Genomic DNA, 21,760 nt, shown 5'->3' with positions numbered 1-21,760 from the left:
TCCCGCGTCATGGACTACTGCGACCCGTGCCGACGGCACCTCAACGGCGCGCTGGCCTGCCCCGGGTGTGGCACCTCAGCGGAATCGCCGCGCTGGCGTGAGCCGGATCACGGCGGGTACGGCGCCGCCCCGTCCGGGGCCGAGGGCGAGGCGCCGCAGCGTCCGGAAGGGCCGGAAGGGCCCGACGGCGAGTACGGCGAGAGCGGCGGGTACGACGAGCGCGTCGACGACGCCGACGGTGAGCCGTCGGGGCGGGCTGACCGGCGGCGCGGACGCGGGCGCGGTCCCGCCGTCGACGGTCCGGGCGGCGCGAGCCGGCGGGACCGCAAGGCCGCGGCACACCGCAGGCGCCGCCGCCGGACCCTGTTCGTGGCGGCCGGGTTCGTGCTGGCGGCGGGCGGCCTGAGCCTCGCGGAGCTGGGCATGGACACCCCCCGTTCGACGCCGAAGCCGGCCGCGGCCGGAGGCGAGTCGGCGGACGGGGACGCCTCCGTGGAGGCGGGGAAGCCGAGCGGCGGTCCGGGCGGGAATGCCGCCGGGGCTGAAGGCCCGTCAGGCTCGCCCTCACCGGAGGCGTCCGACTCGCCGTCCGCTTCCGGATCCCCCGACGACGAGGAGTCGAAGTCCCCGAAGGACGGCGAACCGTCGAAGGACCCCGAGCCGGCGACGGCGGGAGGCGCCCCCAGCCGCCCGGCGTCCGCCCCCACCGCGGCCCCGCCGGCCCCGGACCCGGCCCCGACGTCGGACCCGACCACCCAGGCCCCGCAACCGGAGCCGTCCCCGTCCGAGCCCTGCAAGCGGTTCCTCTGGTGGTGCGCTTAGGGCCTGACCGGGCGTCCGCAACTGGTGCGTGTCCGCTGGCCGCGCGTCACCTCGGCCCGGCCATCCAGAGTTCCACTCGCTGCTGGGTGTCCTGCTCGCCCCCGACGACCCCGACGCGCGTGCCGACCTGGACCAGATGGCCGCCACGGTGACGCGATGAACGTGACAGGCGCCGGTCGCGCAGGGAAGCCGACCCGGGCCTTCGGCCTGTCGTACACGGCGATGGCCGTCGCCGGCACGGCCTCGGTCCTCACCGGGCGGCTTGCGGACCGCTGGGGCAGCCGGCCCGTCTTCGTGCAGGGCGCGCTGCCGTACGCGGCGGGCGTGGCGCTGCGGGGCGGGCGTGGCGTTGCGGGGCGGGCCCGCGGCACGATCCACGTGCGGATCGCGATGACAACACCGGAGGCGCCGAGGCCGGTCACGAAGACGGACGGCACGGCGACGACGGGACGGCGTCGGCCACGTCCCGCGGATCGCCGGGCTGGCAGCCCGGCGCCAGCGGCGCGTGCGCAGCGCCCTGTGCGCGGTCCTGGCCCTCAGAACCAGGCCGCGCGGCCCGCCCTCAGCCCAGCATCCGCCGCAGCGTGTCCCGCAGTGCCACCCGTTCGCCCTCGGAGAGCCCGGCCAGGGGCTCCCCGGCGAACCGCAGCGACTCCCGCAGGCTCCGGGCCACCTTCCGGCCCTCGGCCGTGGCCGCCGCCACCTTCACGCGGCGGTCGGCGGGGTCCGGCCGCCGCTCGACCAGGCCCCGCGCCTCCAGCCGGTCCACGATCCCCGTCACATTGGACGGCTCGCACTTCAGCTGCCGGGCCAGCCTGCGCATCGGCAGCGGTTCGAGGCACAGCAGGCTGAGCAGCCGCGCCTGCGCGCCGGTCAGGGCATGGTCCGCCGCCGCCGACTCGTAGTCCTCGTGGAACCGCGCCACGACCTCCCCGATCAGCTCGACGACCTCAAGGGTCAGCGGATCCGGGCGCTTGGTCAGGTCTTGGGGCGTCGGTGTGGTGGAGGCCATGCCATCGAGGGTACCCGGTTATTTGACAACCTGAAATTTTGAGGAGCATGGTTGTTTCAGGTACTGAAACATTCGCATCGAGCCAGTGAGGTAAGGCGCATCATGACCGACACCCCCACCCTCCCCGCCGTCAGCCGCGAGTGGCATCTGGCGAGCCGCCCCGTCGGCTGGCCGAAGCCCGAGGACTTCGCCTTCGTCGAGGCGGAGGTCCCGCAGCCGGCCGAGGGGCAGGTCCTCGTCCGGAACAAGTACCTCTCCGTGGACCCGTACATGCGTGGCCGGATGAGCGACGTCAAGTCCTACGTCGCCCCGTTCGAGCTCGGCAAGGTCATGCAGGGCGGTGCCGTCGGCGAGGTCCTGGCCTCGAACGCCGAGGGCCTGTCCGTCGGGGACCACGTCCTGCACTTCTTCGGGTGGCGCGAGTACGCGGTCGTCGGCGCGAAGAACGCCGTGAAGGTGGACCCGGAGGCCGCGCCGCTGTCGACGTACCTCGGTGTGCTGGGCATGACCGGCCTCACCGCCTACGCGGGCCTGCTGCGGACCGCCTCCTTCAAGGAGGGTGACACCGTCTTCGTGTCCGGTGCCGCCGGCGCCGTGGGCGGCCAGGTCGGGCAGATCGCCCGGCTGAAGGGCGCCTCGCGGGTCATCGGCTCCGCCGGGTCGGACGAGAAGGTGAAGCTCCTCACGGAGGAGTACGGCTTCGACGCCGCCTTCAACTACAAGGACGGGCCCGTGGCCCAGCAGCTGCGCGCCGCCGCCCCGGACGGGATCGACGTCTACTTCGACAACGTCGGCGGTGACCACCTGGAGGCGGCCATCGGCTCCCTCAACGAGGGCGGCCGGATCGCCGTCTGCGGCATGATCTCCGTCTACAACAACACCGAGCCCGCCCCGGGCCCGAAGAACCTCGCCCGCCTGATCGCGACCCGCGGCCGCATCGAGGGCTTCCTGGTCGGCGACCACTACGACCTCCAGCCGCAGTTCGTGCAGGAGGTCGCCCCCTGGGTCGCCTCCGGCGAGCTGAAGTACCGGGAGACCGTCGTCGAAGGCATCGAGAACAACCTGGAGGCGTTCCTGGGTGTTCTGCGCGGCGACAACACCGGGAAGATGATCGTCAAGCTCTGACGCCTTCTGTTGGTTTTCGGCATGCAGTAAGTTTTTTCCGAATCCGCTCGGCCCGGGCGCGAGCCGCGGCGGACGACCGAAGGAACACAACCACATGCCGATCCAGCAGCCCGACGTCCTGTACACCGCCGTCGCCACCGCCGAGAACGGGCGCGACGGGCGGGTCGCCACCGACGACGGCAGGCTCGACGTCGTCGTCAACCCGCCCAAGGAGATGGGCGGCAGCGGCGCCGGCACCAACCCGGAGCAGCTGTTCGCCGCCGGCTACAGCGCCTGCTTCCAGGGAGCCCTCGGCGTCGTCGCCCGTCAGGAGGGCGCCGACCTGACCGGTTCGACCGTCACCGCCAAGGTCGGCCTCGGCAGGAACGGGGACGGCTTCGGGATCATCGTCGAGATCTCGGCCGACATCCCCAAGGCCGACCGCGGGGTCGCCCGCTCACTGATCGAGAAGGCCCACGGGGTCTGCCCGTACTCGAAGGCGACCCGCGGCAACATCACCGTGACGCTGGTCTGACCACAGTCGTTGCGTACGCGGAGGCCGCACCCCTGGACGTGGGGTGCGGCCTCCGCCCGTGTCCGGGCTCAGGGGTCCTCAGAAGGCGAGTGCCGCCGTGTGGACCGCCCTCACCAGCCGGCCGTTCTCCGGAGCCGCCCCGCCCGGGAAGGCGAACCGGCGCCGCGTGTAGCCGTAGGCGAGGCCGCTCCACGGGTCCGCGAAGGCCTGGGAACCGCCCGCGCCGCTGTGCCCGATCGTCCCGGCGCCGAGGAACGGGTGCCACGTGTCAGCCGTCATCTGGAAACCGAGCCCGAACGACTTGTGGGCCCGGGCCACCAGGTCGTAGCCGGTCGAGTGGAACTGGCCGAACTCCGCCACGGTGTCCGGCTTCAGCAGCGCCGGCTGCTCGCCCACCTCGCTGATCGCCGCCGCGTACATCCCCGCAAGGCCCCGCGCGGACGCCACCCCGCCCACCGACGCCGGGCCCTTCGCCCGGATCAGCGGCATGTTCGGAAGGGAGACGAGGTCGGTCGGCTCCGCCGCGTTGCCGTTGAACGCTATCGAGGCCAGTGAGTGCGGGCCCGTGGGCGTGGCGTCCAGGACGGCCTGCTGCTCCGGGGTCGGGACCATCGGCTGGGTGGTGCGGAAACGCGGTTCCTCGGGCGCGGGCAGGCCCAGGTGGAAGTCCAGGCCGTACGGGGTCCGGATCCGCTCCTGGTAGACCTCCTGGAGCGTGCGGCCCGTCGCACGGCGCACGACCTCGCCGGCCAGGGCGCCGGCGCCCAGCGCGTGATAGCCGAACGCCGTGCCGGGGCGCCAGAACGGCCGCTGGTCGGCGAGGCGTTCGGCGAGCTGGCGGTCGTCGGCCAGCTCCGCGAGCGTGAAGCCGGTGTCGGTACCGACCACGCCCGCCCGGTGCGCGAGCAGGTCACGCACCGTCAGGGCGCCCTTGCCCTCGGCCGCGAACTCCGGCCAGTAGTACGTCACTTTGCGGTCCAGTTCCAGCGTGCCGTCCTGCACGAGCAGAGCCACGACCAGATAGGCGGCGCCCTTCGTGGACGAGAACACACCGTAGAGGGCGTCCGCGCCGGTCCCCGCCCACAGGTCGACGACCTTCCGGCCGTGGACGTAGGCGCACAGCTGCCCCTCGTAGTCGGCTCGCTCCCCGGCGACGAACGCGGCGAACTCCTCGCGCACCGCCTCGAAGCCGTCCGCCACGGTGCCGTGGATCTCCTGCGTCATCCGCTCTCCTTGACTGAAGCGCTGTGTGCCACTGTGAACAATGCCCTCGCCACCTGCGGGAATTCCCCCTTGGGGTGGTCCCGGAAGAGTGGTTCGGTGCCGAACAGAACGGTCCGGTCCCCGCTGACGACCGAGGCCTGCCCGGCGGCGGCGGTGGGACCGCCGGTGCCGTCCCCGAGCGGCCGCCAGTGCCCGGAGACCAGCGGGTTCCCGGTCGCGTACGACTGCTCCACGCGGACGCCGGGGCCCGGGTCGGTGAACCAGAGCGGGGCGTAGACGAAGCCGCGGTCCGGTGCGTCGTGCGTGACGGCGCCCGAGTTCGTCACCCGCACCACGCCGTTCGCATCCGCGTTGCCCTCCACCGGCTTGACGGCCAGCCGGCCCGCCGCCGCGTTCAGGGCGGCTCCGGTCGCGCCCCGGCCGACCAGGCCGTGCCCGTCCAGGAAGGCGTCCAGGGCCCGCCGGGCGGGGGCGGTCAGGGCCGCGCGGTCCAGGCCGGCGGACACGAACAGCACGTCCGCGCCGGACGTACGCCAGTCGAAGCCCGCGTTCAGGACAGCCGTCGAGACCGGCGTGACCTCGAAGCCCATCTCCCGCAGGGCGAACAGCTCACCCGGCGTGACGGCGGCGGCGACGCGAAGGCGGCCCAGCGGAGCCGTGCCGGTCTGCCGGGTCGCCGTGAAGGGCACGTCGTGGGCGCGGGCGGCCGTGCGCGCCTCGCGGCGGGCCGACGCCGGGACGATCACGCTGCCGTCCGCCGCCCGCCGGACCGGGACGCCCTGCCGCAGCAGGGAGTTGAGGGCCGCGATCTCGCGCGGGTCGGTCAGCCGCAGCCGCAGGTTGCCGTGCGCGGGCACGTGGGCCACGGGTGCGGCCTCGCCGACCGGGCGCAGGGGTGCGCCCCGCAGGCTGCCCGACGGCACCCGCTCGACCGTGGCGCCCCACAGACTGCCCAGGCTCCAGCCGGAGATGTCGTACATCACCGAGACCTTGCCGCTGATGTCCCGGCCGTCGGCCAGCAGCACGTTCGCCATGCCGCGTTTGGGCTGGTGCATGTCGACGACGTACGAGCCGCCGGGGTGGGTGCGTCCGTCGAGCCGGAAGGGGCGGGTGGCGCGGGCGACCCGGACGCCGTTGGCCAGCAGGTGGTCGACCAGACGGGTCGCGGCGGGTCCCGAGCGCTGGGTGCGGGCGCCGGCGGGCGGGATGACGTAGGCGCGCGGGAACGTGGTCGTGTAGACGTCCTCCGGGCCGATGCCGGGGACGCCGGGGACCGTCCGCGGGGACACCGGCACCTGCGCGGCGCCCGTGGCGCCACGGCGGAAGACCTCGATCTGGTCGGTGATCAGGGTGCCGCGGTGCTCGCGGACATGGTCCAGGGTCGCGCGGATCGCCGCGCCCGCCACGGCCGTGTTGACCGCGGAACGGCGGCGCAGCTCCGGCACCGGCAGCTCGTCGTACTCCTCGTTGTTCACCGCCAGCGGGATCTCCACCGTGTGGGCGGCCACCGTGCCGTGGAAGGCCGCGTACTGCGGGGTGAAGATCGGCGGCCAGTCGTCCCAGCCCTCCTCCTGGTCGCGGAAGGGGATCTGGGCCGCCTCCACACCGTCCTTCGCGGGCGTGTAGCCGAGGGCGTTGACCGCTGACTCCATGCCGAGGGCGTTGGCGTAGCTGTTCTTCAGGAAGAGGTCGTACTCGTAGTTCTCGCCGTGCGGGGGAGTGGTCGGCTCGATGAGGGTGCCGTTGACGTAGCCGTGCAGGTCGAGCAGGACGGCCGGCTGCTTGCCGAGCTCGATCTGCCGCATCGCCCGCGTCTCGGGCTGGGAGGCGGTGACGAAGTCGCGGTTGAGGTCGAAGCCGTTGGCGTTGGCGCGGGTCCCGGCGATCCGGCCGTCCGGGTTAGCCGTGATGTTGAAGTAGAGGCGGCTGTGTGCGAGGAGGTCCCTGGTCTTCGTGTCCTTCGCGGTGGCGAGCCGCTCGATGACCTTCAGGGAGGCGTCCGTGCCCTCCCACTCGTTGCCGTGGATGTTGCTGTTGACGAAGACCGGTGTCTTGTACTCCCGTTCGATCTCACGGGACTTGGCCGCCGCGGCGGGCGCGTTCTCGATCAGGTCGCGCATCCGCTCCTGGGCGAGGGCCTGCCGGGTGGACTCCGGGGCGGTGACCGTGACGAGGTAGAGGCGGTGGCCGCCGGCCGAGCGGCCCGTCACCTCCACGCTCACCCGGTCGCCGAGGCGTTGCAGGGCGTTCAGCTTCGGCGCGATCGCGTGGTACGGCGTCAGCCCCAGCTTCAGGGACTTGTCGCCGGGGTTCCGGGGGTCGGGGGAGAGGGTCTGGCGCCGGGGGTAGCCGCGGGTGGTGGTGGCGGTGGAGGAGTCCGCGGTCAACGCGCGTCGCGCCGCGCTCACGGGAGCCCGCGCCGCGCGGTCGTCCACGGCGGAGCCCTCACGGGTGACGGGTAACGGGTCGGCGCCGGCCGCGCCGGGGGCGAGCAGGAGTGAGCCCGCCGTGGCCAGGGCCAGGACGGCGATCAGTGCAGGTCTCGCGGGAACGCTTCTCGTGGTGCGCACGCGTGCCTCCTCCGGGGCTTCCTGAGATCGGTACGGCGAGGTGTACCGGTTCGACTCAACGGCAACAAGGGCGCCTTGGTGTCACCGAAGCCCCGTACGGCCCTGTCGGGGAGCTGCCCGGCCTGCCCCGATAGGGTTTCTCCATGCGCGATCTAGGGGCAGGTTTCCGGTACCTCCTGAAGGGCCAGCGATGGGTGGCCCGGCACGGCAGGAGCTACGGCTTCGGCCTGCTCCCGGGCCTGGTCACCCTCGTTCTGTACGCGGCGGTGCTGGTCGCGCTGGCGCTGTGGGGCGAGGACGCCGTGACCTGGGCGACGCCCTTCGCCGACGACTGGTCGAGCCCGTGGGCCGGCCTCTTCCGCGGCTTCCTGACCGCCGTGCTGTTCGCCCTCGCGCTGCTCCTCGCCGTCGTGACCTTCACCGCGGTGACCCTGCTGATCGGGCAGCCCTTCTACGAGAACCTCTCGGAGAAGGTCGACCGGGACGTGTCCCCGGACGGGTACGCCCCCGAGTCGGGGCTGCCGCTCTGGCGCGAGCTGTGGATCTCCGCCCGCGACAGCCTGCGGATCGTGGTGCGGGCCGCCCTGTGGGGTGTGCTGCTGTTCGGGTGCGGCTTCATCCCGGTGGTCGGGCAGACGGTCGTCCCGGTGGTCGGGGTCTTCGTCACCGGGTTCTTCCTCACCGAGGAGCTGACCGCCGTCGCCCTCCAGCGCCGCGGCGTCGAACTGCGCACCCGCCTCGCCCTGCTGCGCTCCCGCAAGACCCTCGTCTGGGGCTTCGGCGCGCCCCTCGCCGCGGCCTTCCTGGTGCCGTTCGTCGCGGTGTTCCTGATGCCGGGCGCGGTCGCGGGCGCCACCCTCATGGCGCGTGACCTCCTGGGTGAGGAGATCGACGAGGGTGGCGAGGCGGGCGAGCAGGCCGCTACGACGTTTCCGCAGCCACCTTCAGGATCGCCTTCACCTGGGCGATGATGTCCAGCCGGTTCCGCACGAACTCCGGGTCGGTGACCTCGGTGGTGTTCCCGGCCCCGAACTGCAGCACCGGCGTGTGCACATGCCCGCCCGGCAGCGTGTCGCGCAGCCCCAGCCGGTCCCGGAGCAGTGTCGCCCGGTAGGCGATCTCGTTGGAGAGGTAGTCCCCGCCGCCGCCCGCGCGGGCGGTCGAGCCGGGGGTGGGCCCCTCGGGTCGCACGACGGGCTGGGTACCGCCCGCCGGGATCTCGGTGACGCTCGTGTTGTCGTACACGGGGAAGCGGCCGGTGGGGGCGGCGACGATCGCCGCGTACGGCAGGGTGGTTGTCGTCCACTGGGGCTGCGAGGCGGGGTCGGCGACCGGGACGGTCTCGGTGCGGCCGACGTTCTCGTTGTCCCCGAAGCCGCCCCGCCAGGCCCCGTTGGTCCGCTCGATGTCGAAGCGCCCGACCCGGCCCTGGCTCACCGTCGTGAAGAGGTCGGCCTTCGGCAGGTACGGCCGCAGGGTCCGCTCCACCGTGCCGTCGGTGAAGTCCTGCCAGCGCACCGGGAACACGGCCGTCTCGACCCGGGCCGGGCCGTCCGCCGTCTCGATCACCGTGCCGTCGAGGGCCAGCGCGGTGGCACCGGACGGGTTGGAGATACGGATGTCCCGGTCCAGCGTGAACGGGTCGAAGCCGGTGAGCAGGATCCGCTTCAGGCCCTTGCCCTCCGGATAGCGGATGGCGTTCTGCCCGCGCGAGGAGCGCTCCAGCTCGTCCAGCAGCGTCGCCCGCTGCCCGTCCGTCAGGCCGAACTCCGGCTCCCAGGTGCGCACTTCACGCGTCATGCCGAGCCGCGCCCAGTAGAGCGGCCGGTCGTCGTCCCGGCTGAGGTCCCCGCCGGCCGGTCCGCCCCCCTGCGCCCGTTCGACGGCACGCTGCCACAGCCGCGCACCCTCGCGGCTGACCGCCCGGCGCGCCTCCCCGTAGGAGCGGGCCCCCTCCAGCGCCCGGGCCAGCCCCGGGGCCACGGTGTCGAACCCGGAGCGGCGCAGGATCTCCTGTGGGACGGCTCTGCCGAGCCGCTGCTCCTCGACGGTGGGGGACGGGGCCGCCGGGGCGGCGCTCGCGGCCGTCGGTGTGGTGAAACCGGTCAGCAGGGCGAGGCCGAGGACGCCGAGGCGAACGCGTATGGAGTTCAAGGGTGTTCGGGCCTTCCGTCGCGGTGGGGGGTCGGTGCCGGACGGACCGCAGTATCGCGTGACGGGTGGGGCCGACGCCATGGGCGGGGCTCAGGCGGGGATCTTCGCCGTCGCCTCCCGCACTGCGTCCAGGAAGGCCGAGGCCGCGTGGGTCAGGGACCGGCCGCGCACCGTCGCCGCGTACACCGCCCGGGCCGGGGCGCCCTCGTCCCGTACCCGCAGCAGCGTGATGTCCGGCCGTACGGACTCCGCCGCGAGCGCCGGAACGAGGGTCACGCCGAGCCCCGCGGCGACGTAGCCCTGCTTGGCGGTCCACTCGCCGACGACATGGGCGACCCGCGGCCGGAAGCCCTGGCGCAGGGCAGCGTCCAGGAGGGTGCCCTCGGGGCGCGCGCTGCCGGAGATCCAGTCGGCGTCCGCGAAACGGCCGAGCGGCACCGGCCCCTCGTGGGCCGCGAGAGGGTGGCCGTCCGGGACGGCGACGAACAGCGGCTCGTCGAGGATGTGGTGGAGCTCGTACGACTCCAGTGGTGCGCGGCCCGTCGTGGAGACGACCGCGAGGTCCAGGTGACCGGCCGTCAGCCGGTCGAGCAGCGCGGGCGTGAAACCCTCCTCGCGCAGGACCCGGACCCGGGGGTGGCGGGCGCGGAAGAGGGCCAGGGCGTGCGGCACCAGGGCCGCGTCGGCGGTGGCGAAGGCGCCGAACCGGAGCCGGCCGCCGGCCGCCTCGCGCAGGGCGCCCAGTTCGCGCCGGGCGTCGTGCAGCGCGCCGGTGACCGTCTCGGCGTACGGCACCAGCAGCCGCCCCGCCTCGGTCAGCGCCACCCCGCGCGGCAGCCGGTCGAAGAGCGGACCGCCGTCCAACGCGGCCTCCAGCGAGGCGACCTGCCGGGACACCGCGGACTGCGTCCAGCCGAGCGTCCGCGCCGCCACCGTGAACGAGCCGTGCCGGGCGACCTCCAGGAAGACCCGCAGCCAGACGGTCGAGACCTCGGACCCGGCGTCATGCGTGTTCGGCATATCAACCATGCTAGACATTCGCTTGTCGCATCTCCGCCGCCCCGCTTAGCGTCGGCGGCATGCAGATCACCGTGGACAACCCCGCCTCCGCGCCCCAGCCCCTGAGCCCCTACTACTCCCAGGTCGCCCGCATCGAACACCCCGACGGCAGCGCCCTGTTGTTCGTCTCCGGGCAGATCGCCGAGGGCGCCACGCTCGCCGAGCAGACCCGTGGCGTCTTCGAGACCCTCACCGCCCTGCTGAAGGCCCACGGCGCCGGTCTGGCCGACGTGGTCAACATCCGCACGTACCTCACCGACATCTCCAAGCTGGATGAATACGGCGCCGTACGACGGCAGTTCCTCACGGGGACCCCGCCGACCAGCATGACCTTCGAGGCGTCCCGCCTCTTCCGCCCCGAGGCCCTCGTCGAGGTGGAGGTCGTGGCCGCCGTACCCGCGCGCTAGCTCAGTCGTCGCCCTCGCCCAGCAGCGTCAGGAAGTCCCGGAACGCCGACGCCATGTCGACCGACTCCGGGTCCAGCAGCCACTGGTACTGCAGGCCGTCCAGGACCGCCACGAGGAGGGGTGCGGCCCGCTCGGGGGTGAGGCCGCTCGGCAGCCGGTCGCCGTACTCGGCGCGCAGCACCCCGGCCATGCCGGCCCGCACCCCGGCGTAGCGCTCCGTGAAGTAGGCCCGGGCCGGGTGCTCCTCCGTCACGCTCTCGCCGAGGAGCGCCGAGAAGGTCTGGACGATGGCGGGCCGCATGGCGTTGTACTTCTGGGTGAGTCCGACCCGTTCGGCGACCGCGGCCAGGCTCGCCCCCCGGTAACCGCGCTCGGCGATCACCTCCAGAGCGGCCCGCACGATCTCCGCGCGCCGTGCCCTCCTTTGCGGCTGAACCGCCGCCGCTCTCGCGGAGGTGGTTGCTCGCCATGGGGGTTGCTCGATGATTGGTCGCGGTCGCGAGTCCTTCGCATGCTGCCGAGGCAGGATGATGACGTACATCGACTTCGACGAGGAGGCCGACGTGGCGGAGACGACACAGGCGATGCAGGATGCGGCCCGCGAGGTCGTCGTCGAGACCGCCCTCGGCGCCCTCGACCTGGACGCCAAGACGCGGCTGCTGGCCGGCCAGGACGTGTGGAGCCTGCCCGCGCTGCCGGAGGCCGGACTGGCCTCACTGGTCATGTCCGACGGCCCGATCGGCGTCCGCGGAGTGCACTGGAGCGCCGACGACCCGTCCGTCGCCCTGCCCTCACCGACCGCCCTCGCCGCCACCTGGGACCCCGGCCTCGCGCACCGGGCCGGTGTGCTGCTGGCCCAGGAGGCCCGCCGCAAGGGCGTTCACGTCCTGCTCGCCCCCACGGTCAACCTGCACCGCTCCCCGCTCGGCGGCCGGCACTTCGAGGCCTACAGCGAGGACCCGTACCTCACCGGCCGGATCGGCACCGAGTACGTCCGCGGCGTCCAGTCCGGCGGCGTCGGCACCACCGTCAAGCACTTCGTGGCCAACGACGCCGAGACCGACCGCCTCACCGTGAACAACCTCGTCGGCGAACGCGCCCTGCGCGAGCTGTACCTGGCCCCCTTCGAGGCGATCGTCGAGAACGCCCACCCCTGGGGCATCATGACCGCCTACAACTCCGTCAACGGCCCGACCATGACCGAGCACCACCACCTGGTCAACGAGGTCCTGCGCGGCGCGTGGGGCTTCGACGGGGTCAACGTCTCCGACTGGACCGCCGCCCGCTCCACCACGGGAGCCCTCGCCGGCGGCCTCGACATCGCCATGCCCGGTCCCGGCACCGTCTTCGGCGAGGCCCTCGCCCGGGCCGTGCGCGACGGCGAGGCCGACGAGGCCCTGGTCGACGAGGCCGTGCGCCGCGTCCTGCGCCTCGCCGCCCGGGTCGGCGTCCTCGATGGGGCCGAACCGGTCGTCACCGACCCGCCCGACGCCGTCGACGGCGAGGCGCTGGCCCGCGAGATCGCCCGCCGCTCCTTCGTGCTCGTCCGCAACGACAACGGCGCTCTGCCGCTGAGGCCCGGCCGGGTCGCCCTGATCGGCGCCGCCGCCCGCGACGCCCGCGTCCTCGGCGGCGGCTCGGCCACCGTCTTCCCCGCCCGGGTCGTCTCCCCGCTCGACGGCCTCACCGCCGCCCTCCCCGACGGCACCCTCACCTACACCCTCGGCGCCGACCCCAACACCGAACTCCCCGTCGCGGACCGGGGCTTCGAGCTGCGCGCCGTCTGCCGCGACGCGACCGGCCAGGTCCTCGGCGCGCGCTCGGCCCCCAGCGGCCACCTTCAATGGACGGGCTCGGACCTCCCCGAGGGCGTCACCCACGAGAACCTGCACAGCGTCGAACTGACCGGCTCCTTCACCCCGCGCGAGAGCGGCACGCACACCTTCGGCATCAAGGGCCTCGGCCCCTTCCGGCTGACCGTCGCGGGCACCACGTACTACGACGGCGTCCAGCGCCCCGCCGGCGACGACCCCTTCCTGACCTTCTTCGGCCCGCCGGTGCCCCACGCCGGGGTCGAACTCACCGCGGGCGAACCGGTCGAGGTCTCCCTCACCTACACGGTCCCGCCGGCCGGCGACCACCCCCTGCGGGTCATCGGCTTCACCCTCGCCCACCAGGACCCGCAGCAGGACGCCGACGAGCGGATCGCCGAGGCCGCCGAGGCCGCCCGGGCCGCCGACACGGCCGTCGTCGTGGTCGCCACCACCGACCGCGTGGAGTCCGAGGGCTTCGACCGCACCGACCTGCGGCTGCCCGGCCGCCAGGACGACCTGGTCCGCGCCGTCGCCGCCGCCAACCCCAACACCGTCGTGGTCGTCAACTCCGGTTCCCCGGTGGAGCTGCCGTGGCGCGACGACGTCGCCGCCGTGCTCCTGTCCTGGTTCCCCGGCCAGGAGGGCGGCGCGGCCCTCGCCGACGTCCTCACCGGCGCCCACGAGCCCGGCGGCCGCCTGCCCACCACCTGGGGCAGCCTCACCGACGCCCCGGTCACCCAGGTCGTCCCGGAGAACGGCGAACTCCCCTACGCAGAGGGCGTCTTCATCGGCTACCGCGCCTGGGAGAAGCACGGCCGCAGCCCCGCCTACCCGTTCGGCCACGGCCTCGGCTACACCGACTGGACCTACGACTCCGTCGAGGTGGCGGAGGCCGCCGGGACCACCACCGCGAAGGTCCGCCTCCGCAACACCGGCGACCGCCCAGGCCGCGAGGTCGTCCAGCTGTACCTCGCCCCGGCCGACCCCGACCCCACCCGCCCGGCACGCTGGCTGGCCGGCTTCGCGAGCGTCGAGGCCGCACCGGGCGACGGCGCCGAGGCGACGGTCGAACTGCCGCGCCGCGCCTTCGAGATCTGGGACGAAGCGACCGGCTCGTGGTCGTTTGTGAAGGGTTCGTACGAGATCCAGGTCGGACGCTCGATCACGGACCGCAGGATCACCGCGACGATTAACGTCTGATCCGGGACAAGTTCCCCCACCAGCTGCCCCGGTCCGGGACCTGACCTCCGGACCGGGGCACCAGGTCCGCCGCGGGCACCCTCAGCGGGTGCCGAACCCGTACACCGTCTCCGAGCGGAACACCCCGCCCGGCCGCAGCACCGTCGTCGGGAACTCCGGCCGGTTCGGCGAGTCGGGGAAGTGCTGGGTCTCCAGCGCGATGCCGTCACCGGGCGCGAAGGGCTCGCCCAGGTGGTCGGCGGTGTACAGCTGGAGGCCCGGCTCGGTGGTCGCCACCGTCAGCACCCGCCCGGACGCCGGGTCGTGCAGCTCGGCGACCTCCACCGGAGCGTCCGTCACACCCTTGTCGAGCACGAAGTTGTGGTCGTAGCCGGAGCCGGTCTTGCGCGCCTCGCGGAAGTCGAAGCGCGTGCCGGCCACCTCCTCCGGAGCGCCGGCGGGAATCAGGTCCGCGTCGACCGGCGTGTACCGGGAGGCGGCCAGCCGCAGCTCATGACCGCCCGTGTCACCGGAACCGGCCAGGTTGAAGTAGCTGTGGTTGGTCAGGTTCACCACGGTCGGCGCGTCCGTCACCGCCTCGTACGCGATCCGCAGCGCACCGCTCCCGTCGAGCGTGTACGTCGCCGAGACCTCCAGCCGCCCCGGGAAACCCTCCTCGCCGTGCGGGCTGATCCGCGTCAGCCGCACCCCGTGCTCCACGGGCTCCGCGTCCCACACGCGCTTGTCGAAGCCCCGAGCGCCGCCGTGCAGCGAGTTCGGCCCGTTGTTCGGTTCCAGCGCATACGTCCGACCGTCCAGGGTGAACCGGCCTCCGGCGATCCGGTTGGCGTACCGCCCGACCAGGGCGCCGAAGTACGGCTCCGGGTGGGCCAGGTAGCCGTCGAAGTCCCGGAACCCCAGCACCACCTCGCCGGTCCGGCCCTGCCGGTCCGGCACCTCCACGGACTGCACGATCCCGCCGTACGACAGGACCCGCACCCGTACACCGGCCCGCTCCAGGCTCCAGCGGTACACCGGCGTCCCGTCGGAAAGTGTTCCGAAGAGTTCGTTCATGTGCGGAACTCTAGGCCAGGGCCCGCCTCAGGGCCTCTTCGCGGTGACGGCGCGGTACGCGATCTCCGCCAACCGGGCCTGTCCGTTCACGCTGGGGTGGAAGTAGTCCCAGCGGCTCAACTGGGTGGTCCCGAAGCGGTAGTCGTACACCGCGCCCCCGTCGTAGCGGCACCGCTTGTCCTCGGCGCAGACGTCCCTCAGGACCTTGTTGTAGTCCTCCACCCGCTTCTGCACCGTGTTCCGCCGCAGGGTGGCCGCCGAGTCCAGGGCGTCCGGGTCGCCCAGCATCGACGGGCAGATGCCCAGTTTCCACACCTGCTTGCCCATCGGGCTGGTACGCCCCTCCGACCACAGCCGCTTCAGGTTCGGCACGCTCGCCACGAACACCTGGGCCTTGGGCAGGGCCTTGCGCAGCGAGCGCAGGGAATCCTCGAAGTCGGCACGGAAGGCCGGGACCGGGGTCATCGCCGCGGGCGTCGACCGGCAGGCGTCGTTCGCCCCGACCATCACCGTCACCAACTGCGGCCTGCGCCCCACCGCCCGGGCCATCTGCCCGGGCAGATCGGCCATCCGGGCCCCGCTCACGGCGTAGTTCCAGCTCCGCTGCGCGGCGCCGGTCCTTCCCAGCAGCCGCACCGCGAGCGAATCGACCTCGGGACTGCCACCGGTCGCCCAGGAGGCCTCCGGGCAGTCCGACAGCACGTCACAGGCGTCGAACCCGCGCGTGATGGAGTCACCCACGGCCGCGACGGAACCCGGGCTGCGATCCCACAGGGGCGTGGGCTTGGGGGACGGCTTCGCGGACTCGGACGGGGCGGCGGAATCGCCCCCCACGGCATCACACCCGGTGACCCCCAGCACGCCCGCCGCGACGACGGCCAGAACGCCCTGTGTACGGCGGTCCCGCTTCCGCATCCCTGGTCCATCCCCTCGCCACGCCGTGCCTGTCTCCCCAACCCATAACAACGCACGAGGGTTCCCGACCGATCAGGTGCAACGGCTCACACCCGTACTAGCGTCCCCCTGGGTGAATGGCAGGCGTTTCCCGGCACCTGGACCGACCGTAGGTCACACTCCTTGCGCCACCGCACGGTAGCCTCGCCATCAACGTGACCCGCCCGGTCACAGCCGTTCCGCCCGTTTGCACCATGTCCCGCTCTGCCCGGAGGTTCCGGTGACGACACGTGGAGTTCTGTACGTGCACTCCGCGCCGCGCGCGCTGTGCCCGCACGTCGAGTGGGCCGTCGCCGGGGTGCTCGGCACACGCGTCAGCCTGGACTGGATCCGTCAGCCGGCCGCCCCGGGCACCTGGCGCTCGGAGTTCTCCTGGCAGGGCCAGGCGGGCACGGCGTCCAAGCTGGCCTCGGCGCTCCGCGGCTGGCACCTCCTCCGGTTCGAGGTCACCGCGGAACCCTGCGCCACCGCCGAGGGCGAGCGCTACAGCTGCACCCCCGACCTGGGCATCTACCACGCCGTCACCGGCATCCACGGCGACATCCTCATCCCCGAGGACCGGCTCAGAGCGGCCCTGCAGCGCAGTCGGCAGGGGGAGACCGACCTGGAGGCCGAACTCAACAAGCTGCTCGGCAAGCCCTGGGACGACGAACTGGAACCCTTCCGCTACGCAGGCGAAGGCGCCCCGGTCCGTTGGCTCCACCAGGTGGTGTAGACGGACTTGAGGGGGCGCGTCGTAAGGGGCGCGGGGCTGTTTCGATCTGCGGCTCCGCCGCGTGGGCGCGACCAGCCCCCACCGGCCGGCACCCGGCACACCACGTCACCGAAACGGCGAACGGCCCGAACCCCCCACCGGGAGTTCGGGCCGATCAACGCTCAGGATCAAACCGTCCGGAACGCCAGCACCACGTTGTGCCCACCGAACCCGAACGAGTCGTTCAGCGCGGCGATACGGCCCTCGACGGGCAGCTTCCGAGCCTCACCCCGGACGACGTCGGCATTCGCCTCGGCCTCGGGGTCCAGGTTCTCCACGTTGATCGTCGGCGGAGCCACCCGGTGGTACAGCGCCAGCACGGTCGCGACCGTCTCGACACCACCCGCACCACCCAGCAGATGCCCGGTCATCGACTTCGTCGCGGACACCGCGAAGTGGTCCGCGTCGTCGCCGAACACCTTCCGCAGCGCCTTCAGCTCGGCGATGTCGCCCGCCGGCGTGGACGTCGCGTGCGCGTTGACGTGCACGATCTCCGACGGGTCCAGGTCGTTGCGGTCCAGCAGGTTCTGCAGGGCGTGCGAGATGCCCCGCCCTTCCGGCTCCGGCTGCACGATGTCGTGCGCGTCGGCGGAGATGCCCTGCCCGACCGCCTCCGCGTACACCCGGGCACCGCGCTTGGCCGCGTGCTCGGCGGACTCCAGGACCACGACACCGGCGCCCTCACCGAGGACGAAACCGTCGCGGGCGGTGTCGTAGGGGCGCGACGCGCCCTGCGGGTCGTCGTTGTTCTTGGACATCGCCATCATGTTGCCGAAGGCGGCGATGGGCAGCGGGTGGATCGCCGCCTCCGTGCCACCCGCGACGACGACGTCGGCACGGCCGGTGCGGATCATCTCGATGGCGTAGCCGATGGCCTCGGCGCCCGAGGCACAGGCGGAAACCGGCGTGTGCACGCCCGCCCGGGCACCCACGGCCAGACCCACGTTGGCCGAGGGGCTGTTGGGCATCAGCATGGGCACGGTGTGCGGGGAGACGCGGCGGACGCCCCTCTCCTTCAGCACGTCGTACTGGTCGAGTAGCGTCGTCACGCCGCCGATACCGGAGGCGATGACCGCGCCGAGCCGGTCGGGGTCGATGTTCGGGTCCTCGCCGGCCTTCGCTTCGAAACCGGCGTCGGCCCAGGCCTCCTTGGCCGCGACCAGCGCGAACTGCGCCGAGCGGTCCAGACGGCGGGCCTGCGGCCGCGGGATGACCTCGGTCGGCTCCACGGCGACCGGGGCCGCGATACGGACCGCCTGGTCGGCGGCCCACTCCTGCTCCAGGGGCTTGACGCCGGACTTGCCGGCGATCAGGCCCTCCCAGGTAGAGGCTGCGTCGCCACCCAGCGGTGTGGTTGCGCCGATACCGGTGACGACCACGGTGCGATTGGTCGAGCTCACGGGAATTCTTTCTCCAACGGATACGAGGATTAAGCGGCGCCACCGCCGGGTGGCGGGGCAGTCAGACGGACGGCCTGATCGGCCGGTCAGCCCTGGTGCTTGAGGATGTAGTCGGTCGCGTCACCGACGGTCTTGAGGTTCTTGACGTCCTCGTCCGGGATCTTGACGTCGAAACGCTCTTCGGCGGCGACGACGACCTCGACCATGGACAGCGAGTCGACGTCCAGGTCGTCGGTGAAGGACTTGTCCAGCTGGACGTCCTCAACCGGGATGCCGGCGATCTCGTTCACGATCTCGGCGAGACCGGCGACGATCTCTTCCTGAGTGGCGGCCATGTCGGCGCTCCTTCGTAGATATTCAGAGGGTGTGGCAGGTGTTTCCTTCCGCACCGGATCGCATGATCCGGCACGGAGTGCCTAGGGGAGGGTAACGACAGTCGCGGCGTAGACGAGACCCGCCCCGAAGCCGATGACGAGCGCGGTGTCGCCGCTCTTCGCCTCTCCGGTCGCCAGGAGCCGCTCCATCGCGAGCGGGATCGAGGCGGCCGAGGTGTTGCCGGTGGTGCGGATGTCACGGGCGACCGTGACGTGCTCCGGCAGTTTCAGGGTCTTCACCATCGAGTCGATGATCCGCTCGTTGGCCTGGTGCGGGATGAAGACGTCCAGGTCGTCCGCGCTGATCCCGGCCGCGTCCAGCGCCTGCTGGGCGACCTTCGCCATCTCGAACACGGCCCAGCGGAACACCGCCTGGCCTTCCTGGGTGATCGCCGGGAACTTCTCGACCGTCCCGTCGCGGTAGTCCGTCCACGGCACGGTCTGCTTGATGGTCTCGGACTTGTCGCCCTCGGAGCCCCACACCGTGGGGCCGATCGCGGGCTCCTGGGCCGGGCCGACCACGACCGCGCCGGCACCGTCGCCGAACAGGAAGGCCGTCGCGCGGTCCTCCAAGTCGGTCAGGTCGCTCAGCCGCTCGACACCGATCACCAGGACGTACTCCGCCGAGCCCTCGACGATCATGCCCTTGGCGAGGGTGAGGCCGTAGCCGAAGCCCGCGCAGCCCGCCGAGATGTCGAACGCGGCGGCCTTGGCGGTGCCCAGCTTGTCGGCGATCTCGGTGGCGACGGCCGGGGTCTGCTTGAAGTGCGAGACGGTCGAGACGATCACGCCGCCGATCTGCTCGGCGGAGATCCCGGCGTCGGCGATCGCCTTGCCCGACGCCTCCACCGACATCGCGGCGACGGTCTCCTCGTCGGAGGCCCAGTGCCGCGTCTCGATGCCGGAGCGCGAGCGGATCCACTCGTCGGACGACTCGATCGTCTCCAGGATCACCTCGTTCGGCACGACCCGGGTCGGGCGGTAGCCGCCGACGCCGAGGATGCGCGCGTACGGGGCGCCCTTGCTGGGCTTGATCTTCGCCATGCTCTCGGGCTCCTTCTCAGGCACTCTGCTCGGCGATGAGCTCGCGAGCCGCGTCGAGGTCGGCGGGGGACTTGAGGGCCAGCGTCTTCACGCCGGGCAGGGCCCGCCTGGCGAGGCCGGTGAGGGTGCCGCCGGGGCACAGCTCGATCAGGGCCGTGACGCCGAGGCCCTTGAAGGTCTCCATGCACAGGTCCCAGCGGACGGGGTTGGCGACCTGGCCGACCAGACGCTCCAGCACCTCGGTGCCTGCGGCGACGGCCTGCCCGTCAGCGTTGGAGACGCAAGGGAGCTTCGGGTCGCCGGGCGCCAGGGCCTCGGCGGCCTTCGCGAGCGTGGCGACCGCGGGGGCCATGTGGTGCGTGTGGAACGCGCCGGCGACCTTCAGCGCGACGACCTTGCGCACGCCCTCGGGCTTGTCCGCCTCCAGCGCGGCGAGCTGCTCCTTGGTGCCGGCCGCGACGATCTGGCCCGCGCCGTTGATGTTGGCGGGGGTCAGGCCCAGCTTCGTCAGATGCGGGATCGTCACGTCCGGGTCACCGCCGAGGAGGGCGGCCATGCCGGTCTCGGTGACGGCGGCGGCCTCGGCCATGGCGAGCCCGCGGGTGCGGACCAGGCGGAGGGCGTCCTCGTGCGGCAGCACCCCGGCGAGCGAGGCGGCGGTGAACTCGCCGACGCTGTGCCCGGCGACGGCACCGACCTTCCCGGGCAGGTCGGCCGGGTCGTCGAAGAGCAGTTGCGCGGACGCCAGTCCGGCCGCGACCAGCAGCGGCTGCGCCACCGCGGTGTCGCGGATCTCCTCCGCGTCGGCCTCGGTGCCGTAACGGATCAGGTCGATCCCCGCGGCGTCGGACCATGCCTCAAGGGCACCGCGGACACCGGGGAGGTCGAGCCATTCAGTCAGGAAGCCGGGCGTCTGAGCGCCCTGGCCGGGAGCGACGAGTACGAGCACTCTCACACTCTCTCTTGGGGACGGGCACGGCCGCCCGTGAGGACAAGGACGAAGAACACGGGGGGGTTTTGTCGAGCCCCGACAAAACCTTAGAGCTGGAGATCTCCATCGACCAGACGCCCCAGGATCAGTGCGATCCGCAGGGTGAACGCAGAGCGTACATCGGAGGGTGACCAACCGGTGACGTCAGTCACACGTCGAAGCCGGTAGCGGACGGTGTTGGGATGGACGAACAGCATCCGGGCGGCCCCCTCCAGACTGCTCGCCTGTTCGAGATAGACGCTGAGGGTCTCCAGGAGCGCGGCCCCGGCCTCCTCCAGCGGTCTGTAGATCTCCTCCACCAGTTGCTCACGGGCCGAGGGGTCCCCGGCCATCGCGCGCTCCGGGAGCAGATCGTCCGCCAGGACCGGGCGCGGGGCGTCCTGCCAGGCGGAACACGCCTTCAGCCCGGCCGCTGCGGCCTGCGCGGACCGGGTCGCGGCCTGCAGGTCGGGCACGACCGGGCCTGCCACGACCGGTCCGGCGGCGAACGGGCCGATGAGCGACTTGGCCACGGCCAGCGGGTTGTCGCTGCCGCCCGCGATGACGACCAGCCGGTCGCCGAGCACACCGGTGAGCACCTGGAGCTTGGCGTGCCGGGCCGCACGCCGTATCGCCTCGACGGTCAGTTCGCTGTCCCCGTCGGGCGCCGTCCCGAGCACCACGCACACGTGCTCCGGCGAGTTCCACCCGAGGGCGGCGGCCCGCGACACGGCCCCCTCGTCGGCCTCGCCGCTGAGCACGGCGTTCACGACCAGGGACTCCAGCCGCGCGTCCCAGGCGCCCCGCGCCTCGGCGGCCTGGGCGTACACCTGGGCCGTCGCGAAGGCGATCTCCCGGGCGTAGACGAGCAGCGCCTCGCGCAGCACCCGCTCGTCGCCGGGGGCCGCGACCTCGTCGATCGCGCTCTCCATGACCTCGATGGTGGTGCGCACCATCTCCACGGTCTGGCGCAGCGTGATCGCCCGGGTCAGCTCGCGCGGCGCGGTGCCGAACACGTCGGTGGAGATGGCCTGCGGGGCGTCCGGATACCGGAACCACTCGGTGAACGCGGCGATGCCCGCCTGTGCGACCAGACCGATCCAGGAACGGTTCTCCGGGGGCATGGCCCGGTACCAGGGCAGCGTCTCGTCCATCCGCGCGATGGCCTGCGCGGCGAGCGATCCGGACGACTTCTCCAGCCGCTTCAGCGTCGCGGCATGCGGATGGACGTCATGGGCTGCGGCTTCGTTCTTACCGGTTTCGGGTTCGGGCACGGGACAAGACTGCCTTATCCGGACGGGAAGGTGGGT

Annotated in this window: 21 protein-coding genes; 8 read left to right on the top strand and 13 right to left on the bottom strand. The window is 72.6% G+C overall.

Going from position 1 to position 21,760, the window contains the following annotated elements; all coding sequences use genetic code 11:
• Positions 1-9 precede the first annotated feature (9 nt).
• Both RFN52_RS12150 and RFN52_RS12145 read left to right on the top strand, forming a co-directional pair.
• Positions 10-822 (top strand): SCO2400 family protein, encoded by an 813-nt coding sequence (locus tag RFN52_RS12150; RefSeq protein ID WP_184845906.1) that lies wholly within the window; start codon positions 10-12, stop codon positions 820-822.
• Positions 823-850: 28 nt separating this feature from the next.
• On the top strand, positions 851-982 hold the full coding sequence (locus tag RFN52_RS12145) for a hypothetical protein (protein ID WP_268254239.1): 132 nt from the start codon (positions 851-853) through the stop codon (positions 980-982).
• A gap of 402 nt (positions 983-1,384) precedes the next feature.
• Here the strand turns inward: RFN52_RS12145 and RFN52_RS12140 are convergent, their stop codons facing one another.
• On the bottom strand, positions 1,385-1,834 hold the full coding sequence (locus RFN52_RS12140) for a MarR family winged helix-turn-helix transcriptional regulator (protein ID WP_184845905.1): 450 nt from the start codon (positions 1,832-1,834) through the stop codon (positions 1,385-1,387).
• Between the two features lie 102 nt (positions 1,835-1,936).
• Between RFN52_RS12140 and RFN52_RS12135 the strand changes: the two genes are divergently transcribed.
• The gene (locus RFN52_RS12135; protein ID WP_184845904.1) at positions 1,937-2,959 is read left to right on the top strand and encodes an NADP-dependent oxidoreductase; all 1,023 of its coding nucleotides are present in this window, start codon (positions 1,937-1,939) and stop codon (positions 2,957-2,959) included.
• A gap of 94 nt (positions 2,960-3,053) precedes the next feature.
• Positions 3,054-3,473, top strand: coding sequence for an organic hydroperoxide resistance protein (locus tag RFN52_RS12130; RefSeq protein WP_184845903.1), 420 nt, complete (start codon positions 3,054-3,056; stop codon positions 3,471-3,473).
• Positions 3,474-3,551: 78 nt separating this feature from the next.
• Here RFN52_RS12130 and RFN52_RS12125 read toward each other — a convergent pair whose 3' ends face one another.
• Complete coding sequence (locus tag RFN52_RS12125; protein WP_184845902.1) at positions 3,552-4,697, bottom strand: serine hydrolase domain-containing protein; 1,146 nt, start codon at positions 4,695-4,697, stop codon at positions 3,552-3,554.
• A complete protein-coding gene (locus tag RFN52_RS12120) occupies positions 4,694-7,267 on the bottom strand; it encodes a M14 family zinc carboxypeptidase (protein WP_184845901.1) in 2,574 nt (857 codons plus the stop codon). Before RFN52_RS12120 ends, RFN52_RS12125 begins: the two co-directional genes overlap by 4 nt.
• A gap of 143 nt (positions 7,268-7,410) precedes the next feature.
• On the opposite strand from RFN52_RS12120, the gene RFN52_RS12115 reads away from it, so the two are divergent.
• Positions 7,411-8,238, top strand: a complete 828-nt coding sequence (locus tag RFN52_RS12115) for an EI24 domain-containing protein (RefSeq protein WP_184845900.1) — start codon at positions 7,411-7,413, stop codon at positions 8,236-8,238.
• Here the strand turns inward: RFN52_RS12115 and RFN52_RS12110 are convergent.
• Entirely contained in the window at positions 8,189-9,421 is a 1,233-nt protein-coding gene (locus RFN52_RS12110) for a pyroglutamyl-peptidase I (protein WP_184845899.1), read from the bottom strand. The two genes, RFN52_RS12115 and RFN52_RS12110, sit on opposite strands and share 50 nt — an antisense overlap.
• A gap of 90 nt (positions 9,422-9,511) precedes the next feature.
• Positions 9,512-10,450, bottom strand: coding sequence for a LysR family transcriptional regulator (locus RFN52_RS12105; protein ID WP_311240940.1), 939 nt, complete (start codon positions 10,448-10,450; stop codon positions 9,512-9,514).
• A gap of 50 nt (positions 10,451-10,500) precedes the next feature.
• Here RFN52_RS12105 and RFN52_RS12100 point away from each other — a divergent pair, with 50 nt between their 5' ends.
• Positions 10,501-10,887 (top strand): RidA family protein, encoded by a 387-nt coding sequence (locus RFN52_RS12100; RefSeq protein ID WP_184845897.1) that lies wholly within the window; start codon positions 10,501-10,503, stop codon positions 10,885-10,887.
• A 1-nt stretch (position 10,888) separates the two neighbouring features.
• On the opposite strand, the gene RFN52_RS12095 is transcribed toward RFN52_RS12100, so the two are convergent.
• The gene (locus RFN52_RS12095; RefSeq protein ID WP_374050156.1) at positions 10,889-11,287 is read right to left on the bottom strand and encodes a TetR family transcriptional regulator C-terminal domain-containing protein; all 399 of its coding nucleotides are present in this window, start codon (positions 11,285-11,287) and stop codon (positions 10,889-10,891) included.
• Positions 11,288-11,417: 130 nt separating this feature from the next.
• Here RFN52_RS12095 and RFN52_RS12090 point away from each other — a divergent pair, with 130 nt between their 5' ends.
• Entirely contained in the window at positions 11,418-13,901 is a 2,484-nt protein-coding gene (locus tag RFN52_RS12090) for a beta-glucosidase family protein (protein ID WP_184845896.1), read from the top strand.
• 81 nt (positions 13,902-13,982) lie between these two features.
• On the opposite strand, the gene RFN52_RS12085 is transcribed toward RFN52_RS12090, so the two are convergent.
• Entirely contained in the window at positions 13,983-14,954 is a 972-nt protein-coding gene (locus RFN52_RS12085; protein ID WP_184845895.1) for an aldose epimerase family protein, read from the bottom strand.
• Between the two features lie 27 nt (positions 14,955-14,981).
• Complete coding sequence (locus tag RFN52_RS12080) at positions 14,982-15,869, bottom strand: SGNH/GDSL hydrolase family protein (RefSeq protein ID WP_184845894.1); 888 nt, start codon at positions 15,867-15,869, stop codon at positions 14,982-14,984.
• Positions 15,870-16,128: 259 nt separating this feature from the next.
• Here RFN52_RS12080 and RFN52_RS12075 point away from each other — a divergent pair, with 259 nt between their 5' ends.
• A complete protein-coding gene (locus RFN52_RS12075; protein ID WP_031131293.1) occupies positions 16,129-16,623 on the top strand; it encodes a DUF3145 domain-containing protein in 495 nt (164 codons plus the stop codon).
• Positions 16,624-16,790: 167 nt separating this feature from the next.
• Here RFN52_RS12075 and fabF read toward each other — a convergent pair whose 3' ends face one another.
• From fabF to fasR, 5 genes are all read right to left on the bottom strand, one after another.
• A complete protein-coding gene (fabF, locus tag RFN52_RS12070) occupies positions 16,791-18,062 on the bottom strand; it encodes a beta-ketoacyl-ACP synthase II (RefSeq protein WP_184845893.1) in 1,272 nt (423 codons plus the stop codon).
• Positions 18,063-18,148: 86 nt separating this feature from the next.
• The gene (locus tag RFN52_RS12065) at positions 18,149-18,397 is read right to left on the bottom strand and encodes an acyl carrier protein (RefSeq protein WP_003989952.1); all 249 of its coding nucleotides are present in this window, start codon (positions 18,395-18,397) and stop codon (positions 18,149-18,151) included.
• An 81-nt stretch (positions 18,398-18,478) separates the two neighbouring features.
• Positions 18,479-19,480, bottom strand: a complete 1,002-nt coding sequence (locus tag RFN52_RS12060) for a ketoacyl-ACP synthase III (protein WP_184845892.1) — start codon at positions 19,478-19,480, stop codon at positions 18,479-18,481.
• Between the two features lie 16 nt (positions 19,481-19,496).
• Positions 19,497-20,429 (bottom strand): ACP S-malonyltransferase, encoded by a 933-nt coding sequence (locus RFN52_RS12055; protein ID WP_184845891.1) that lies wholly within the window; start codon positions 20,427-20,429, stop codon positions 19,497-19,499.
• Positions 20,430-20,518: 89 nt separating this feature from the next.
• Positions 20,519-21,724 carry a fatty acid biosynthesis transcriptional regulator FasR gene (gene fasR / locus RFN52_RS12050; RefSeq protein ID WP_184845889.1) on the bottom strand — a complete coding sequence of 402 codons (1,206 nt, stop codon included), beginning with the start codon at positions 21,722-21,724 and terminating at the stop codon, positions 20,519-20,521.
• Between the last annotated feature and the right edge of the window lie 36 nt (positions 21,725-21,760).

This window comes from Streptomyces collinus, from assembly GCF_031348265.1.
Classification (GTDB): Bacteria; Actinomycetota; Actinomycetes; order Streptomycetales; family Streptomycetaceae; genus Streptomyces; species Streptomyces collinus.
Note: the sequence above shows the minus strand (reverse complement) of the source record. Positions and strands in the feature narration are given on the sequence as shown.

Bases quoted from the DNA above. Each gene is read 5' to 3' on its own strand.
- RFN52_RS12150 (WP_184845906.1), top strand. From the start codon at position 10: ATGGACTACTGCGACCCGTGCCGACGGCACCTCAACGGCGCGCTGGCC.
- RFN52_RS12140 (WP_184845905.1), bottom strand. From the start codon at position 1,834: ATGGCCTCCACCACACCGACGCCCCAAGACCTGACCAAGCGCCCGGAT.
- RFN52_RS12135 (WP_184845904.1), top strand. From the start codon at position 1,937: ATGACCGACACCCCCACCCTCCCCGCCGTCAGCCGCGAGTGGCATCTG.
- RFN52_RS12130 (WP_184845903.1), top strand. From the start codon at position 3,054: ATGCCGATCCAGCAGCCCGACGTCCTGTACACCGCCGTCGCCACCGCC.
- RFN52_RS12125 (WP_184845902.1), bottom strand. From the start codon at position 4,697: ATGACGCAGGAGATCCACGGCACCGTGGCGGACGGCTTCGAGGCGGTG.
- RFN52_RS12115 (WP_184845900.1), top strand. From the start codon at position 7,411: ATGCGCGATCTAGGGGCAGGTTTCCGGTACCTCCTGAAGGGCCAGCGA.
- RFN52_RS12105 (WP_311240940.1), bottom strand. From the start codon at position 10,450: ATGGTTGATATGCCGAACACGCATGACGCCGGGTCCGAGGTCTCGACC.
- RFN52_RS12100 (WP_184845897.1), top strand. From the start codon at position 10,501: ATGCAGATCACCGTGGACAACCCCGCCTCCGCGCCCCAGCCCCTGAGC.
- RFN52_RS12090 (WP_184845896.1), top strand. From the start codon at position 11,418: ATGACGTACATCGACTTCGACGAGGAGGCCGACGTGGCGGAGACGACA.
- RFN52_RS12085 (WP_184845895.1), bottom strand. From the start codon at position 14,954: ATGAACGAACTCTTCGGAACACTTTCCGACGGGACGCCGGTGTACCGC.
- RFN52_RS12080 (WP_184845894.1), bottom strand. From the start codon at position 15,869: ATGCGGAAGCGGGACCGCCGTACACAGGGCGTTCTGGCCGTCGTCGCG.
- RFN52_RS12065 (WP_003989952.1), bottom strand. From the start codon at position 18,397: ATGGCCGCCACTCAGGAAGAGATCGTCGCCGGTCTCGCCGAGATCGTG.
- RFN52_RS12060 (WP_184845892.1), bottom strand. From the start codon at position 19,480: ATGGCGAAGATCAAGCCCAGCAAGGGCGCCCCGTACGCGCGCATCCTC.